We start from the raw sequence: 15277 nt of genomic DNA, 5'->3' as shown, positions 1-15277 counted from the left end.
GGTCACCACTCCCGGACCACGGGGAGGACCTCGGTCGCCAGCAGGTCGAGCGAGGACATGATCCGCTCGTGCGGCAGGCCGCCCATGTGCAGGAAGAGCATCACCCGCTCGACGCCGAGCTCGCGGATCTCGCGCAGCCGCGACAGGACCGTCTCCGGGCTGCCGAACAGGGCGCTGTCGCGCAGGTCGGCGTCCAGGTCGAACGGGCTGCGCCCGCCCGGGTCGCTGCCCGCCTGCGCCCGCCGCAGCTTGTCGGCGTAGCCGAGGAAGTCCTTGTAGGGACCCTCCGCCTCGTCCCACGCCCGCTCGTCGGTCGGCGCCACGTGCGCGGCCCGGGCCAGGTACACCCGGCCGTCCTCCAGCCGCGCGCCGACGCCCTCGAGCGCCTCGGCGTAGCGCTTCACCTGACCGGCGGTGACGGTGAGCGAGGTGCCCTGCGGCAGCAGCACCCCCCAGTCGTTGGCCGCGCACTGGGCCAGCCCGTCGGGGCTGTCGGTGGCCACCCACAGCGGCGGGTGCGGACGCTGCACCGGCCGCGGCTGGGGGGAGGCGTCCTCGAACGACCAGAACCGCCCCGAGTAGGAGACCGGGCCGTCGGCCGACCACACCCGCTGCAGCACGTCGAGGGCCTCGGCGAAGCGGTCGTGCTTCTCGCCGATGTCCACCCCGTACCCGCGGAACTCGCCGGGCTGGTAGCCGCGGCCGATGCCCAGGTCGAGCCGGCCGCCGCAGAGCTGGTCGACCGTCGCGGCGGACTCGGCGAAGCGCAGCGGGTGGTGCAGCGGGAGGACCGACACCGCGGTGCCCAGCCGCACCGAGCTGGTGCGGGCGGCCAGGTGCCCGAGGACGGTGAGGCTGTCGGACACGATGCCGTGCCGGCTGAAGTGGTGCTCGGTCAGCCAGACGGAGTCGAAGCCGACCGCATCGGCGTGGCAGGCCTGCGTGAGGGCCTGCTCGTACCGGTCGCGCTGGTCGCTGCCCTCGGGCCACTGGATGGAGTGGAACAGACCGATCTGCATGCGGTCCTCGCCTTCGTCTGAGGCGTTCGGGAGGCGGGGACGGCGACCCGGCCGCACCCACGCCGCATGCAACAGCACGCGACCACGCCTGTGGTTGTGCCGTTCCACAAGCCGGGTCCGCTCGATCATGTGCACGCACATGAGACGTAGATCACCACTGCGCTCGTAGGGTTCGCCCACCTGTCGACGGCGAGAGGTGGGTGTCATGCGGGCTAAGGCCGGGATGGTGGCGGGGGTGGCACTCCTGCTCGCCGCCTGCGGTGGGACGGTGGCCGGAGGCGACGGCGGCGGGGGCGGAGGTGGGGGAGGCTCCACCGAGCCGGTCAAGATCGGCGTCATCACCGGGCTGACCGGCGCCTACGTCCAGCTGGGCGAGGAGCAGCGCAACGGCGCGGAGCTGGCGGTGGAGCAGCTCGGCGGGAAGATCGGCGACCGGCCGATCGAGCTCGTCGTCCGCGACGACCAGCTCAAGCCGGACGTCGCCCTGCGCGAGGCCCAGGCGCTGGTCCAGGAGGAGCAGGTCGACTTCCTCACCGGCTGCGTCTCGGCGGCCACGACGCTGGCGATGAACCAGATCGCCGCGCAGGCCGGCGTCCCGTACCTCGGCGCGTGCCAGACCGAGCAGCTCAACCGGCCGCCGAACTTCGACCCGGCGATCACCTACCACCTCGCGCCGGTCCCGTCGCAGACGACGAACGCCGCGGCGCCGTTCATCTGCAGCGAGCTCGGGCAGAGCGTCTTCCTGCTGCTGCCGGACTACGCGTTCGGCTACGAGCAGGAGGCCGGCTACAAGAACGCGATCGCCGAGCAGTCCGGCTGCTCGGTGGCCGGCACCGCGTACTTTCCGCTGGGCACCACCGACTTCAACCCCTACGTCCCGACGATCGAGGGGTCCGGCGCGCAGGTCCTGGTCTTCGGCGGCGTCGGCCGCGACCAGGTGAGCTTCCTGCGCCAGGCCTCGCAGTTCGGCCTGACCGACCGGTTCAAGACCTTCTTCACCCTCGAGGACCTCAGCTTCGACCAGGAGCTCGGCTTCGACCTGATCGACAACACCTGGGCGATGGCCGCCTTCTACTGGAACGTCGACGACGACGGCGTGCAGCAGTACGTCGAGGCCTACCGGGAGGCGAACGGGTCGGTGCCGGGCGGCTACGGCGTCTACACCTACAACGCGGTGAACCTCATCGCCCAGCAGGTGGAGGCGGGCAACGACACCCCCGAGGCCTTCCGCGAGGGGATGGAGGGCCTGGAGGTCACCCTCGGACAGGGCGACATGACCATCCGCGCCTGCGACCACCAGGCGCTGATCCCGATCTACATCCTCGAGGGCCTGGCGGCCGACGAGGCGGAGAGCCGCGGCGGGGACGCCCAGTTCGGCTACCGCGAGGTCGTGGCGACCGCGCCCGGGACCGAGGAGTACGCGCCCACCTGCGACGAGGTGAAGAGCGAGTTCCAGCGCGTGGGCTGACCGGCCCGCCCGCGGGGTCACGGGGGTCCGCGGGCCGGCCCGGTCCGGACGGCACCCCACCAGGGAAGGAGGCGCATGGACCAGTTGCTCTCCCAGCTCGTGCTGGGGCTCGTCAGCGGTGCCCTGCTCGTGCTGCTCGCGCTCGGCCTGAACCTGATCTTCGGCCTGCTCGAGTTCATCAACTTCGCCCACGGCGCCCTGTACATGGTGGGCGCCTACGTCACCTCATACCTGGCCGCGGCGACGGGCAGCATCTGGCCGGCGCTGCTGCTGGTGCCCGTCGTGATGGCCGCGCTCGGCGCGCTGCTGGAGCGGACGGTCATCAAGCCCATGTACGGGCGCGACCAGGTCGACGCCCTGCTGCTCACCTTCGGCCTGACCTACATCCTCATCGAGGGCGTGCGGCTGGTCGCCGGCTCCGGTGGCCGCCGCGTCCCCTCGCCGGGCCTGCTGGACTTCCAGGTCCCCCTGGGCTTCGGCCGCCCCATCCCGGCCTACCTGCTGTTCGTCGTCATCGTCGTCGGCCTCGTCGTGGCCGGGCTGTGGCTGTTCCTACAGCGGACCAACGTCGGGCTGGTCGTCCGCGCCGGCATCCGCGACCACGTGATGATCCGGGCGCTGGGGGTGCGCTTCGACCGCTACCGCACCCTGGTGTTCGCCCTCGGCGTGGCGGTCGCCGGCATCGCCGGGGTCCTCACCGGGCCGATCACCGGCGTCTACCCGGAGATGGGTGCCGACATCCTCATCCTCGCGTTCGTGGTCGTGGTCGTCGGCGGCATGGGCAGCTTCTGGGGCGCCGTCGCCGCGGGGCTGCTGATCGGCGTCGTGGTCTCCCTGACCACGCTGTACGCGAGCATCTACGCCGGGATCGTGCCGTTCGTGCTGATGATCCTGGTGATGACGTTCCGGCCGCGCGGCCTGCTGGGGGCGACATGACCGACCTGAGGACCTCGTCCGCGTCGGACGGCACCCCCGACGCCGGGGCGGCGGCGGTCACCGTCGCGCGGGCCCGCGGTGCCGGGCCGGCGCGCTGGACCTGGGGGCAGCTGGTGCTGCTCGTGGTCCTCGCGGTGGTCGTCATGTTCACCGTGCCCAACCCGAGCCTGGCGATCGGCATGCTGGTCTACGGGCTGTGGGCCTCGGGGCTGAACCTGCTGGTCGGGTACGGCGGCCTGGTGTCCTTCGGCCACGCGCTGCCGTTCGCCTGGGGCGGCTACGCAGCGGGGCTGGTGCTGCTGCACGTCAGCACCAGCGCCTGGCTGGCGCTCCTGGTCTCGGCTCTGAGCATGGCGGTGCTCTCGCTGCTGGTCGGGGCGGTGTGCCTGCGCCGCACCGAGGTGTACTTCTCGATGCTCACGCTGGCCTTCGCCCAGCTCGGCTTCTTCATCGCGCTGCAGTGGGACAGCGTCACCCGCGGGGACGACGGCCTGTCCGGGATCCCGGTCTCGACGCTGTGGCTGCCGGGGGCGTCGATCGAGCTCAACGCGCTGCGCGACCCGCTGACCTTCTTCGTGTTCACCGCGGTGGTCGTGCTGGTCGTCTTCGCCGCGCTCATCCTCTACACCGAGTCGCCGATGGGCCGGGTCCTGCAGGCGATCCGGGAGAACGAGGAGCGCGCCCGCGGGTGCGGCTACAACACCCGGCTGGTCCAGCTGGTCACCTTCGTCGTCGCCGGCACGGTCGCGGGGCTGGCCGGCGGCCTGTTCGCGATGCTCAACAACTTCGTCGGCCTGCAGCCGTACTGGCTGCTGTCCGGCGTCGTGCTGATCATGGTGATCCTCGGCGGGCGGTCGTCGCTGTTCGGGCCGTTCCTCGGCGCGGTCGTCTACCTGCTCCTGGAGAGCAGCCTGAGCCGCACCTTCGCGTCCTGGCAGCTCATCGTCGGCGCGATCTTCGTGCTGTGCGTGCTGGCCTTCCCGCAGGGGCTGTGGGGCCTGCTCACCCAGACGCTGCCGGGACTGTTCCGGCGGGGACGGAGGGCGTCGTGAGCGGTCCGGGGCGCGACCTGGTGCTGCAGGCCGAGGGGCTGGACCGCTCCTTCGGCGGCATCCACGCGGTCGACGACGTGTCGCTGGAGGTCCCCGAGGGCAGCCTGCACGCGATCATCGGCCCCAACGGGTCGGGCAAGACGACGCTGTTCAACCTGATCACCGGGCACACCCGGCCCAGCGCCGGGCGGGTGCGGTTCGCCGGCGAGGACATCACCGGCATGCCGTACTCGAAGGTGGCCCGGAAGGGGCTGGCGAAGTCCTACCAGATCACCACGGTCTTCCCGCTGCTCACCGTCTTCGAGAACGTGCGCATCGCGGCCCAGGCGGCGTCCCACTCGTACGTGTTCTGGCGCCCGGCCGACGGGATCAAGCCGGTCCTCCGGCGCACCGAGGAGGTGCTCGAGCGGATCGGCCTGGCCGCCGACCGGGACGTCATCGCCAGCAACCTCTCCCACGGCGACCAGCGCCGGCTCGACCTCGCGATCGCGCTGGCCACCCGGCCCCGCCTGCTGCTCCTCGACGAGCCGACGGCGGGGATGAGCCCACCCGAGACGGCCGCGACCGTCGAGCTCGTGCAGGAGCTGAACCGCGACGTGACCATCCTGATGATCGAGCACAAGATGGACGTGATCCTCTCCATCGCCGACCGGATCACCGTCCTGCACCAGGGCCGGAAGCTGTTCGAGGGGACGCCGGACGAGGTGCGGACCCACCCCGAGGTCCAGGCCGTCTACCTGACGGGCAGCCGGTGAGCACCGCCCAGGGCGCCGGCCGCGCCGAGCGGGCCGACGCCGCCCCGCCCACGCTGCTCGAGGTCGCCGACATCCAGGCCTACTACGGGCTGGCGCACGTGCTGCAGGGGGTCTCGCTCACCGTGCAGCCGGGGGAGCTGGTCGCGCTGCTGGGCCGCAACGGGGCCGGCAAGACCACCACGGTGAAGTCGATCATGGGGCTGGTCACCGTCCGCGGCGGGCGGATCCGCTGCGCCGGGCGGGACGTCGTCGGGCTGCCGGCCGAGAGCGTCGCCCAGAACGGGGTCGGCTACGTGCCCGAGGACCGCCGGATGTTCCCGGGGCTCACCGTGCGGGAGAACTTCCGCCTGGCCGCGCTGGGCTCCCGCGTGCCCAAGCCGGAGCAGCAGGCCGCCATCGACCGCGCGCTGCAGGTCTTCCCGCAGCTCGAGGCGCACCTGGACCGCGACGCCTCCCGCCTGTCGGGCGGCCAGCAGCAGATGGTCGCCGTCGGCCGCGCGCTCATCTGCGGCCGCAACCTGCTGCTGGTCGACGAGGTGACCCAGGGCCTGGCGCCCAACATCGCCGCCGACATGGGCACCACCCTGCGCCGGATCGCCGACGAGGGGCACGGGGTGCTGCTCGTCGAGCAGAACGCCCAGATGGCCCTCGAGCTCGCCGACCGGGTCTACGTCATCGACTCCGGGGTGATCGTGCACTCGGGCGTCGCCGCCGAGCTGCGCCGCGACCCCGGCTGGATGGAGCAGTACCTGCAGCTGTGACCCCTGCGGCCCCGACGCCTGCAGCCGGAACCTGTCGTGCACCACTCGAGGGAGGACCCCTGCCCGCATGGCTCAGACCGGCGTCGCGCTGCCCACCTTCGTCCCCGCCCGCACCTGCGAGTTCGTCGAGCTGGCCCGCGCCGCCGAGGACGCCGGCTACGCCGCCTTCTACACGACCGAGTCGCTGACCGACACCCTCGCCATCGACCTGGCGATGCTGCTGGGCACCAGCCGCATCCGGGTCGGCAGCTGCGTGGCGATCAGCTACCTGCGCCACCCGGTCATCGCCGCGCAGATGGCCGTGACCGCGTCGGACCTCTCCGGCGGCCGGTTCGTGCTGGGCCTCGGGCTGGGCCACAAGGTCCGGCTGGCCGCCCTCGGCGTCGAGGTGGGCCGGCCGAGCGAGGACCTGCCGGCCTACGTGCGCGACGTCAAGGCGGTGCTGGAGGGCCGCGGCCGGGAGCGCTACCCCGATCTGCCGCCGCAGGTCTACCAGGGGGAGCTGCTGGACTTCCGGCTCCCCGAGCACCCCGTGCCGGTTTACACCGCCGCGGTCGGCCCGAAGATGGCCGAGGCCGGGGCGACGGTCTCCGACGGGGTGATGGCGTGGCTGGTCCCGCGCTCGGGCCTGGCGGTGCTGGCCGCGGCGACCGCCCGTGCGGGGGAGCGCACCGGCCGGCCCGCGCCGCCGGTCGAGGCCACCGTGCACGCCTTCGTCACCGACGACCTCGCCGCGGCGCGGGACGCCGCCCGGGCCTCGCTCGGCTACTGGGTCGGGCTGCCCAGCTACAACAGCGCCCTGGCCCGCGCCGGCTACGAGGCCGAGGCCGCGGCGATCGCCGCCGCCTTCGCCGCCGACGACCAGGCCGGCCTGCGCGCGGCCATCTCCGACCGGCTGGTCGACGAGTACTGCCTGGTCGGGCCGCCGGAGCGGTGCCGGGAGCAGCTCGCCGCCTGGCACGACACCGACGCGGCCACCGTCGCGGTCGTCCCGCACCCGGTGCAGGAGGCGGACGGCTACGTCGCGGGCGTGCGCCGGGCCATCGACCGGCTCGCGCCCCGCTGAGCGGACCGGTCAGGCCGGGTCGCCGAGCACGGCCTCGACCATGAGCGCCAGCTGCAGGTGCAGCAGCGCCTGCGGGTCACCGAGGTCACAGTCGAGCAGCTCCTCCACCCGACGCAGCCGGTAGGCCACCGTGTTGGGGTGCACGTGCAGCGCCTTGGCCGTGACCGAGACGTTGCACCGGTGCGACATGTAGGAGTCCAGGGTCGCCCGCAGGCTGGTCTGGTGCTGCCGGTCGTACTCCCGGACGGTGCCGAGCATCGAGTCGGCGAAGGACTGCAGCTCGCGCGGCCGCTTCACCTGCAGCAGCAGCCGGTAGGCGCCGATCGTGTCGAGGGAGACCACGCGGTCGCCGCGGTCGGCGTGCTGCACCAGGTCGAGCACCCCGCAGGTCAGCCGGTAGGCGTCGCCGTACTCGTGGACGTCGGTGCAGCTCGGTCCCACGCTGATCGTCGCCGTCCAGCCGCTGGCGTAGGCCTGGATCTCCCGGCGGAGGTGCTCGGCGAAGTCCTGGGCCGAGCGGTTGGCCTCCCCGTCGTGCCACAGCACCACGACGTGGTCGCTGCGGGTCGCGGTGAGCGTGGCCCCCCGCCAGGCGGCGCCGGTCCGTTGCACCAGGGAGAGCAGCGCCCGCTGGGCGTAGGCCGCGCGGTCCTCCGTGCCCGGCCCGGTCGTGTCCGGGGTGGGGTCGCGCCGGATCACCAGCACCGTGTGCGGCCGGGACAGGTCGGCGCCGAGCTGGCGGGCGCGGGCGTGCAGCGCCTCCGGGGCCTGGGTGCCCGGGTCGAGCAGGTCGTCGAGGAAGTCGCGGGACAGCCGCCACTCCACCTCCTGGGCGGTGCGCTCCTTGAGCAGCGCCAGCGCGACGACCGCGGCGGCGCGGGCGAGCGCCCGCCGCTGCGCCGCGCCCAGCGGCTGCTGCGGGTGCAGCGCCCACAGGTGCCCCACCGTCTCCTCGTCGAGGACGACGGGGACCACCAGCCCCTCGGACCCGGCCGGCAGTCCCTCCTCACGGGGCACCGTCACCGCGTCGACGTCCACCTCCTCGCCGAGCCGGGCCCGCGCCCGCGACCAGGCCGCGGCGACCTGGCGCTGCCCGGCGCCGGGCCGCCCGCCCCCGCCCGCCGAGGCCAGCAGCCGGCCGCCGGCGTCGTCGATCGCGACCCCGCACCGCAGCATCGCCGCGACCGACTCGGCGATGGCCGAGAGCCCGCCGCCGCGCAGCACGACCCGCAGCAGCTCCCCGTGGTCGTCGTCGGCCTGGCGCTGCGCGTCGAGCTCGGTGCGCTGGCCCGCGGCCTCGGCGGCGAGCCGGTCGGCCCGCTCCCGCGCCTCGGCCAGCCGGCGGGTGGTCTCGATGGCCAGGCCCGCCTGGTTGGCCATGCTCTCCATGAGGATGATCTCGCGGGCGGAGAAGTCGTGTGCGTCCACCGTGTAGCAGGTGACCAGCCCGAACGGCACCTGCCCCACGACCAGCGGCACCGCCAGCAGCGACGAGTACCCCTGCTGCGCCGCGACGGTCTCCCACGAGCGGGACGGCGCGTCCGCCGAGATGTCGAGCACCGTGACCGGCCGCTGCGCGCGGAACGCCCGGCTGGAGGGCCCCTCGCCGGTGTCGCAGGCGCGCAGCAGGATCGGCGTCCGGGCGTTGATGGCGTCGATGTACTCCTGGGACAGCCCGTAGCTGCCCTGGATGATCAGCGCCTCCCGCTCGGGGTCGGCGACGAAGACCGCGCAGAAGTCGTAGCCGGTCAGCCGGGCGGTCGTGCCGGCGATGAGGTCGAGCAGCTCGTCCAGGGGCGCGGCCCGGTTGGCCGCGCGGGTGATCTCGGCGATCGCGTCCAGCCACGAGCTCAGCTCGGCGGCGGTCGGCTCCCCGGCGAGGAGGACGTCGGCCTCGGCGAGCGGCGGGTGCACCACGACGGATCCCACCTCCACAGCACTGTGTCGCAGGTCACGCCACTCTACGGACACCGCAACCCCCCTTCCGCGTTCTGCGCGCCGATCACCCGACCGCGTCCCTCACCCGACCGGCGCGGTCTCCGGGCGCGGCCACCGGTCGAGGACCCGGACGTCCTCCATCGAGGAGAGGTCGCCGGCCGGCACGCCGAGGTAGGAGGCGCGGGCGACGCGGCGCAGGACCTTGCCGTTGCGGGTCTTGGGCAGCGCCTCGACGACGTGCACCGCGCGCGGGGCCATCGCCCGGCCCAGCGCCGCGGTCAGCACCTCGCGCAGCGCCGGGACGGCGGCATCGGCGTCCACCCCGTCGTGCAGCACGACGAAGCAGACCAGCGCCTCGCCCTTGACGTCGTCCGGGACCCCGACGGCGGCGGCCTCGACGACCCGCTCGTCGGCGACCAGCAGCGACTCCACCTCCGCCGGGCCCAGCCGCTTGCCGGCGACCTTGATCGTGTCGTCGGAGCGGCCCAGCAGGTACCAGTGGCCGTCGGCGTCGACGTAGGCGAGGTCGCCGTGGTGCCAGACGCCGGGGAAGCGCCGCCAGTACGTCTCGAGGTAGCGCTCGTCGTCGCGCCAGAAGCCCCGGGTCATGCCCGGCCACACCGAGCGGACGACGAGCTCGCCGATCTCCCCGCGCACCGACCGGCCGTGCTCGTCGACGACGTCGGCGCGCACACCGAGGGTGGGGCCGGCGAACGACGTGGGCTTGACCGGCAGGAACGTCGAGCCGCACAGCAGCGACCCGCCGATCTCGGTGCCGCCGGAGATGTTGACGATCGGCGCCCGGCCCTTGCCCACGTGCTCGGCGCACCAGCGCCAGGGGCCGGCGTTCCACGGTTCCCCGGTGGACCCGATCGCCCGCAGGTCGGGCAGCTCGTGCCGGTCGGGCCAGGAGTCGCCGTGGGCCATGAGCGCGCGGACGACGGTGGGGGAGATGCCCAGCACGGTGGTGCCGCTGCGCTCGGCGACCGCCCAGAGCCGGTCGGGCTCGGGCCAGTCCGGCACGCCCTCGAAGAAGACGGCGGTGCCGCCGTTGCCGAGTGCCGCCGCGATGACGAACGAGCCCATGACCCAGCCCATGTCGGTCAGCCACAGCATCGCCGCGGTCTCGTCGACGCCCATGGCGTGCCGGGCCTCCAGGGCCACCTTGAACGGCAGGCCGGCGTGGGTGTGCACGCAGCCCTTGGGCCGGCCGGTGCTGCCGGAGGTGTAGAGCAGCAGGCACGGAGCGTCGGCGTCCATGGGCTCGGCGTCGGCCACCGGCTCGGCGGCGGCGCAGGCCTCGTGCCACCACCGGTCGCGCCCCGGCGTCATCGGGACGTCGACCCCGAGCCGGCGCACGACCAGGACGGTGTGCAGCCCCGGCAGGTCCTGCACGGCGTCGTCGGCGACCTGCTTGAGCGGCACCGGTCGCCCGCGGCGGGGGACGGCGTCGCAGGTGACCAGCACCGAGGCGCCGGAGTCCTCCAGCCGCGCGCGCACCGCCAGCGGCCCGTAGCCGCTGAACAGCGGCACGACCACCGCGCCGGTCTTGGCGGCGGCCAGCACGGTGGCGATGGCCTCGGGCAGCATCGGCAGCAGCAGGGCCACGACGTCCCCGGTGCCGACGCCGGCGGCGCGCAGCGCGCCCGCGGCCGCGTCGACCTCGGCCTTGAGCTCGGTGTAGGTCAGGGTGCGGGTGGCCCCGTCGTCGCCCTCCCACCAGACGGCGCGGGCCTCGCCGCGCCCCTCGCGCACCCAGCGGTCGACGGCGAAGTCCGCCCAGTTGAGCTGCCCGCCGGGGAAGAAGCGGGGGTGCGGGGCGCCGCGCGACAGGTCGAGCACGGCCTCGTACGGGCGCATCCACGGGATGCCCAGGTCGGCCATCCCCGCGGCCCAGTACCACTCGGGGTCGGCGGCGGCGCGGGCCACGAACTCCTGCGGGTCGGTGATGCCGTGACGGGCCGCCATCCGCCCCGCGGGGGAGTCGGCGAAGGCCCCGGGCGGGGGCGTCCAGGCCACGGCCAGGCCCTCGAGCTCGTCGATCGGCAACGCAGGTCTCCTCCCGTCCGCGCCGACCCGGGAGGGCCGTCGTGGGCGTCGAGTATCGAGTGGTCGCGGGCCTGCCCGGCTTGTGCGCGGCCACAAAGGGAGCCGGGCAGACACTGTCGGGACCTCAGCAGTCAGGCCCCGCCGTCCTCCGTAGCGTCGCTGGCCGACGGGGGTGACCCACCCCACAGTCTGCGACGACGAGTGGAGGCCGGCGGCCATGGTGAAAGTGATCCTGCAGCTCTACCCCCAGGTGGCCGCGACCCGCGAGGAGCGCATCGAGCAGCGGCCCCTCGGCCGCGACGCCGAGCGGTACCAGGCGCTCATCCGGGAGATGCCGACGATCGTGCGGGCGGCCGACGAGCTGGGCCTGTGGGGCATCTCCTCCATCGAGCACCACTTCCACAGCGAGGGCTACGAGGTCGGCCCCAACCCGGGCCTGCTCGACGCCTACTGGGCGGCCATGACCAGGAACATCCGGGTCGGCCAGCTCGGCTACACGATGAGCGCGCAGAACCCGTTCCGCGTGGCCGAGGACGTCGCGGTGATCGACCACCTCTCCGGCGGCCGCTCCTTCTGTGGCTTCTCCCGCGGCTACCAGGCCCGCTGGACCAACATCCTCGGCCAGCACCTGGGCACCCGCGCGACGCTGTCGCCGTCGGGCAACCAGGAGAAGATGGCCGAGCTGGACGACGCCACCAAGGCCGCCCGGATCTCCGACGACCAGATCAACCGGGAGATCTTCGAGGAGAACGTCGAGCTGGTGCTCCAGTCCTGGACCCAGGACAGCGTCGAGGCCAAGGGCCGCTGGCAGGTGCCCTACCCCTACGACGAGGGCGTCGACTGGACGATGACGGCGACCCGCGAGCTCGGCGCGCCCGGCGAGATGGACGAGCACAACCGGATCCGGCGGGTCAGCGTCGTGCCCAGCCCGCTGCAGAAGCCCTACCCGCCGGTGTTCGTCTCCAGCAACGCCAGCAAGGAGACGATCGAGTACTGCGGCCCGCGCGGGTTCATCCCGACCTACTTCTCCAAGATCGAGCGGGCAGCCGAGTTCGGCGCGGCCTACGTCGAGGCCGCGGCCGGCGCCGGGCGGACCTACGCGCTGGGGCAGAACCAGGCGCTGGTCCGCTGGGGGCAGATGGCCGAGACCGAGGACGAGGCCCGCCGCATGGTCGCCGAGTACGACGTCGACATCTTCCGCGACCTCTACGCCGGCACCACCCCGATGAAGTTCGACCCGGCCAACCCGGTGGACTCCGTCGTCAACTCCGGGCTGTGGGTCGTGGGCACCCCCGAGCAGGTCCGGGACCAGTACGTCGAGCTGTGGCGGCAGCTGCCGGCCGAGTACGTCGTGCTCATCTACCACTGGGCGCAGCAGCCGGCCGAGAGCGTCGTCCGGCAGCTGGAGCTGTTCATGGAGCACGTCAAGCCCGCGCTCGACGAGATGACCCCCTACGAGGCCTGACGTGGGCGACGCGGAGCCGGGCACCGGAGGGCCGCGGTTCGACCCGGTCGAGCTGGCGGTGCAGGAGATCGCCGACGGCGGCATGGTCCTGGTGGTCGACGACGAGGACCGCGAGGACGAGGGCGACCTCGTCATGGCTGCCGAGCACGTCCGCCCGCCGGACCTGGCGTTCATGGTCCGCCACGGCTCCGGGGTGGTGTGCGTGGCCCTGACCGGGGAGCGCTGCGACCGGCTGGACTTGCCGCTCATGGTGGGCGACCGCAACACCGAGTCGCACCGGACGGCGTTCACCCACACCGTGGACCTCGCGGCGGGGACGACGACCGGCATCTCGGCGGCCGACCGGGCGGCGACCATCCGCGCGCTGGCCGACCCGGCCGTGGGCGCGGCCGCCTTCAACCGGCCCGGCCACGTCTTCCCGCTGCGCGCCCGGGAGGGCGGCGTGCTCGAGCGGGCCGGGCACACCGAGGCGGCGGTCGACCTGGCGCGGCTGGCCGGGCTGGAGCCGGCCGGGGTGATCTGCGAGGTGGTCAACGACGACGGCACGATGGCCCGCCGTCCCGACCTGTTCCGCTTCGCCGCCGCGCACGGCCTGCCGATCATCACCGTCGCCGACCTGATCGCCCACCGCCGGCGGGTCGACGTGCTGGTGGAGCGGACGGGGGAGGCCCGCGTGCCCACGCCGTGGGGGGAGTTCCGGTGCGTCAGCTACCGGTCGGTCCTCGACGGCACCGAGCACGCGGCCTTCACCCTCGGCGACGTCGCCGGCGACGACGAGCTCCTCGTGCGGGTGCACAGCGAGTGCCTGACCGGCGACATCTTCCGGTCCCTGCGCTGCGACTGCGGCCCGCAGCTGGAGGCGGCGATGGCCCGGGTCGCCGCGGCCGGCCGCGGGGCGGTCGTGTACCTGCGCGGGCACGAGGGCCGGGGGATCGGCCTGGGGCACAAGCTGCGCGCCTACGACCTGCAGGACGCCGGGCGGGACACCGTGGACGCCAACCTCGACCTCGGCGTCCCGGTCGACAGCCGCGAGTACGGCGTCGGGGCGCAGATCCTCGTCGACCTCGGCGCCCGCCGGCTGCGCCTGCTGACCAACAACCCGGCCAAGTACGGCGGCCTGACCGGCTACGGGCTGGAGATCGCGGCCCGCGAGCCGCTGCTGACCGCGCCGAACCCGGAGAACCTCGTCTACCTGCGGACCAAGCAGCGGCGGATGGGCCACCTGCTGGAGGGCCTGGAGGACCCGCCGGCCGTCGTCCCCCCGCCGCCCCGCGACCTGTTCGCGGGGTCCGGCTCCGCACTCGTCTGACCCCCGACCCCTCTCGAGGAGGACCCCCGTGCGCTGGACCACCTACGTGTCGCCGTCCGACGGCCAGGAGCACCCCGCGGTGCTCGTCGACGGCGCCCTGCACGGGTTGCGCACGGCGACCCGGCTGCTCGACCTGCTCGGCGACGACGGCGAGCTGCTCGCGCGGTCGGCCGAGCAGGCACAGGCCGACCCGCTCGACGTCGTCCCCGAGGCCGAGGCCCGGCTGCGCGCGCCGATCCCGGTGCCGCCGTCGGTCCGCGACTTCTACGCCTTCGAGACCCACGTGCGGACCTACCGGGAGGCCAACGGCCTGCAGATGGACCCCGACTGGTACCAGCGGCCGGTCTTCTACTTCCAGAACCCGGCGGCGATCCGCGGTCCGCGCGACGACGTGCCGCTGCCGCCCGGCTGCACGGACTTCGACTTCGAGCTGGAGTTCGCCGCGGTCATCGGCCGGACGGGGGCCAACCTCACACCCGAGGAGGCCGAGCGGCACATCGCGGGCTACCTGCTGTTCTGCGACTGGAGCGCCCGGGACCTGCAGGCCCAGGAGGTCCGGCACAGCATGGGCCCGGTCAAGGGCAAGGACACCGCGACCAGCCTCGGGCCGTGGCTGGTCACCCCCGACGAGCTCGAGCCCCGCCGGCGGGACCGGTCGTTCGACCTGCAGATGCAGGCGTCGGTGAACGGGCAGATCTACAGCAAGGGCAACGCCGCCGACCTGTACTGGAGCTTCGGCCAGATGATCGCCTACGCCTCCCGGGGCACCGAGGTGCGGACCGGCGACGTCATCGGCAGCGGCACGGTGGGCACCGGGTGCATCCTCGAGCTGTCCACCGTGCACGGCTCGGAGCAGTACCCGTGGCTGCGGCCCGGCGACGAGGTGCGGCTGGAGACCGAGCTGCTCGGCGCGATCACCGCGACCGTCACCGAGCCGCAGCCGCTGCACCCCCTGCAGTGACGTGAGGAGGACCCGGTGTCCGCACTCCCGCCCGCCGTCGACGTCGGTGACCGCGCGCCCGCGTTCCGGCTCCGGCACACCTTCGACGACGACGTCGACCTGGCCGAGCGGCTGCAGCACGGCCCGGTCGTCCTGCACTTCTACGTCTTCGACTTCGGCAGCGTCTAGACGGCCGAGCTGTCCCAGTTGGGACAACGGGCCGACGAGATCCGCGCGCTGGGTGCCGACGTCCTCGCGGTCGCCGTCACCGCCACGTTCTCGCAGCAGGCCTTCGCCCGGTCCCTGGGCGTGGACTTCCCGCTGCTGTCGGACTGGGACCGCACCGTGTGCGCCGACTACGGGGTGCGCTACGACGTGTGGAAGGGGCACGCCGGCCTGGCCAAGCGGTCGGTCTTCGTCATCGACCGCGACGGCGTGGTCCGGTACCGGTGGGTCACCGACGACGCCCTCGTCCTCCCGGACCTCGACGCGGTCGTGGCGGCGCTGCGGGACCTGTGA

14 protein-coding genes are annotated in these 15277 nt (G+C 73.6%); 11 read left to right on the top strand and 3 right to left on the bottom strand.

The genetic code is table 11. The annotated features are described in order from the left end of the window. Window positions 1-2 precede the first annotated feature (2 nt). Window positions 3-1019, bottom strand: a complete 1017-nt coding sequence (locus tag ACI79D_RS06810; RefSeq protein WP_456917570.1) for an LLM class flavin-dependent oxidoreductase — start codon at window positions 1017-1019, stop codon at window positions 3-5. 205 nt (window positions 1020-1224) lie between these two features. On the opposite strand from ACI79D_RS06810, the gene ACI79D_RS06805 reads away from it, so the two are divergent. From ACI79D_RS06805 to ACI79D_RS06780, 6 genes are all read left to right on the top strand, one after another. Next, window positions 1225-2487, top strand: a complete 1263-nt coding sequence (locus tag ACI79D_RS06805) for an ABC transporter substrate-binding protein (protein WP_456917569.1) — start codon at window positions 1225-1227, stop codon at window positions 2485-2487. 75 nt (window positions 2488-2562) lie between these two features. After that, entirely contained in the window at window positions 2563-3423 is an 861-nt protein-coding gene (locus tag ACI79D_RS06800; protein ID WP_456917568.1) for a branched-chain amino acid ABC transporter permease, read from the top strand. Next, window positions 3420-4475 (top strand): branched-chain amino acid ABC transporter permease, encoded by a 1056-nt coding sequence (locus tag ACI79D_RS06795; RefSeq protein ID WP_456917567.1) that lies wholly within the window; start codon window positions 3420-3422, stop codon window positions 4473-4475. The genes ACI79D_RS06800 and ACI79D_RS06795 overlap by 4 nt, the downstream gene beginning before the upstream one ends. After that, entirely contained in the window at window positions 4472-5230 is a 759-nt protein-coding gene (locus ACI79D_RS06790) for an ABC transporter ATP-binding protein (RefSeq protein ID WP_456917566.1), read from the top strand. The genes ACI79D_RS06795 and ACI79D_RS06790 overlap by 4 nt, the downstream gene beginning before the upstream one ends. Beyond that, complete coding sequence (locus ACI79D_RS06785; RefSeq protein ID WP_456917565.1) at window positions 5227-5991, top strand: ABC transporter ATP-binding protein; 765 nt, start codon at window positions 5227-5229, stop codon at window positions 5989-5991. The genes ACI79D_RS06790 and ACI79D_RS06785 overlap by 4 nt, the downstream gene beginning before the upstream one ends. A gap of 67 nt (window positions 5992-6058) precedes the next feature. Then, window positions 6059-7057 (top strand): LLM class flavin-dependent oxidoreductase, encoded by a 999-nt coding sequence (locus ACI79D_RS06780; protein ID WP_456917564.1) that lies wholly within the window; start codon window positions 6059-6061, stop codon window positions 7055-7057. A 9-nt stretch (window positions 7058-7066) separates the two neighbouring features. Here the strand turns inward: ACI79D_RS06780 and ACI79D_RS06775 are convergent, their stop codons facing one another. Further along, window positions 7067-8986 (bottom strand): helix-turn-helix domain-containing protein, encoded by a 1920-nt coding sequence (locus tag ACI79D_RS06775; RefSeq protein ID WP_456917563.1) that lies wholly within the window; start codon window positions 8984-8986, stop codon window positions 7067-7069. A gap of 90 nt (window positions 8987-9076) precedes the next feature. Further along, the gene (locus ACI79D_RS06770; RefSeq protein ID WP_456917562.1) at window positions 9077-11044 is read right to left on the bottom strand and encodes an AMP-binding protein; all 1968 of its coding nucleotides are present in this window, start codon (window positions 11042-11044) and stop codon (window positions 9077-9079) included. A 217-nt stretch (window positions 11045-11261) separates the two neighbouring features. Here ACI79D_RS06770 and ACI79D_RS06765 point away from each other — a divergent pair, with 217 nt between their 5' ends. Genes ACI79D_RS06765 through ACI79D_RS06745 form a run of 5 tightly spaced genes read left to right on the top strand, consistent with a single transcriptional unit; the run spans window position 11262 to window position 15277 of the window. After that, the gene (locus ACI79D_RS06765; RefSeq protein ID WP_456917561.1) at window positions 11262-12509 is read left to right on the top strand and encodes an LLM class flavin-dependent oxidoreductase; all 1248 of its coding nucleotides are present in this window, start codon (window positions 11262-11264) and stop codon (window positions 12507-12509) included. Between the two features lies 1 nt (window position 12510). Next, window positions 12511-13818 carry a bifunctional 3,4-dihydroxy-2-butanone-4-phosphate synthase/GTP cyclohydrolase II gene (locus ACI79D_RS06760; RefSeq protein WP_456917560.1) on the top strand — a complete coding sequence of 436 codons (1308 nt, stop codon included), beginning with the start codon at window positions 12511-12513 and terminating at the stop codon, window positions 13816-13818. 28 nt (window positions 13819-13846) lie between these two features. Then, window positions 13847-14779 (top strand): fumarylacetoacetate hydrolase family protein, encoded by a 933-nt coding sequence (locus tag ACI79D_RS06755; protein ID WP_456917559.1) that lies wholly within the window; start codon window positions 13847-13849, stop codon window positions 14777-14779. A gap of 15 nt (window positions 14780-14794) precedes the next feature. Further along, entirely contained in the window at window positions 14795-14947 is a 153-nt protein-coding gene (locus ACI79D_RS06750; RefSeq protein WP_456917558.1) for a hypothetical protein, read from the top strand. Window positions 14948-14956: 9 nt separating this feature from the next. Further along, on the top strand, window positions 14957-15277 hold the full coding sequence (locus ACI79D_RS06745) for a redoxin domain-containing protein (RefSeq protein ID WP_456917606.1): 321 nt from the start codon (window positions 14957-14959) through the stop codon (window positions 15275-15277).

The organism is Geodermatophilus sp. SYSU D00708, assembly GCF_054050115.1.
This window is presented reverse-complemented; position numbering and strand designations above follow the sequence as displayed.

Bases quoted from the DNA above. Each gene is read 5' to 3' on its own strand.
- ACI79D_RS06810 (WP_456917570.1), bottom strand. From the start codon at position 1,019: ATGCAGATCGGTCTGTTCCACTCCATCCAGTGGCCCGAGGGCAGCGAC.
- ACI79D_RS06805 (WP_456917569.1), top strand. From the start codon at position 1,225: ATGCGGGCTAAGGCCGGGATGGTGGCGGGGGTGGCACTCCTGCTCGCC.
- ACI79D_RS06800 (WP_456917568.1), top strand. From the start codon at position 2,563: ATGGACCAGTTGCTCTCCCAGCTCGTGCTGGGGCTCGTCAGCGGTGCC.
- ACI79D_RS06795 (WP_456917567.1), top strand. From the start codon at position 3,420: ATGACCGACCTGAGGACCTCGTCCGCGTCGGACGGCACCCCCGACGCC.
- ACI79D_RS06780 (WP_456917564.1), top strand. From the start codon at position 6,059: ATGGCTCAGACCGGCGTCGCGCTGCCCACCTTCGTCCCCGCCCGCACC.
- ACI79D_RS06765 (WP_456917561.1), top strand. From the start codon at position 11,262: ATGGTGAAAGTGATCCTGCAGCTCTACCCCCAGGTGGCCGCGACCCGC.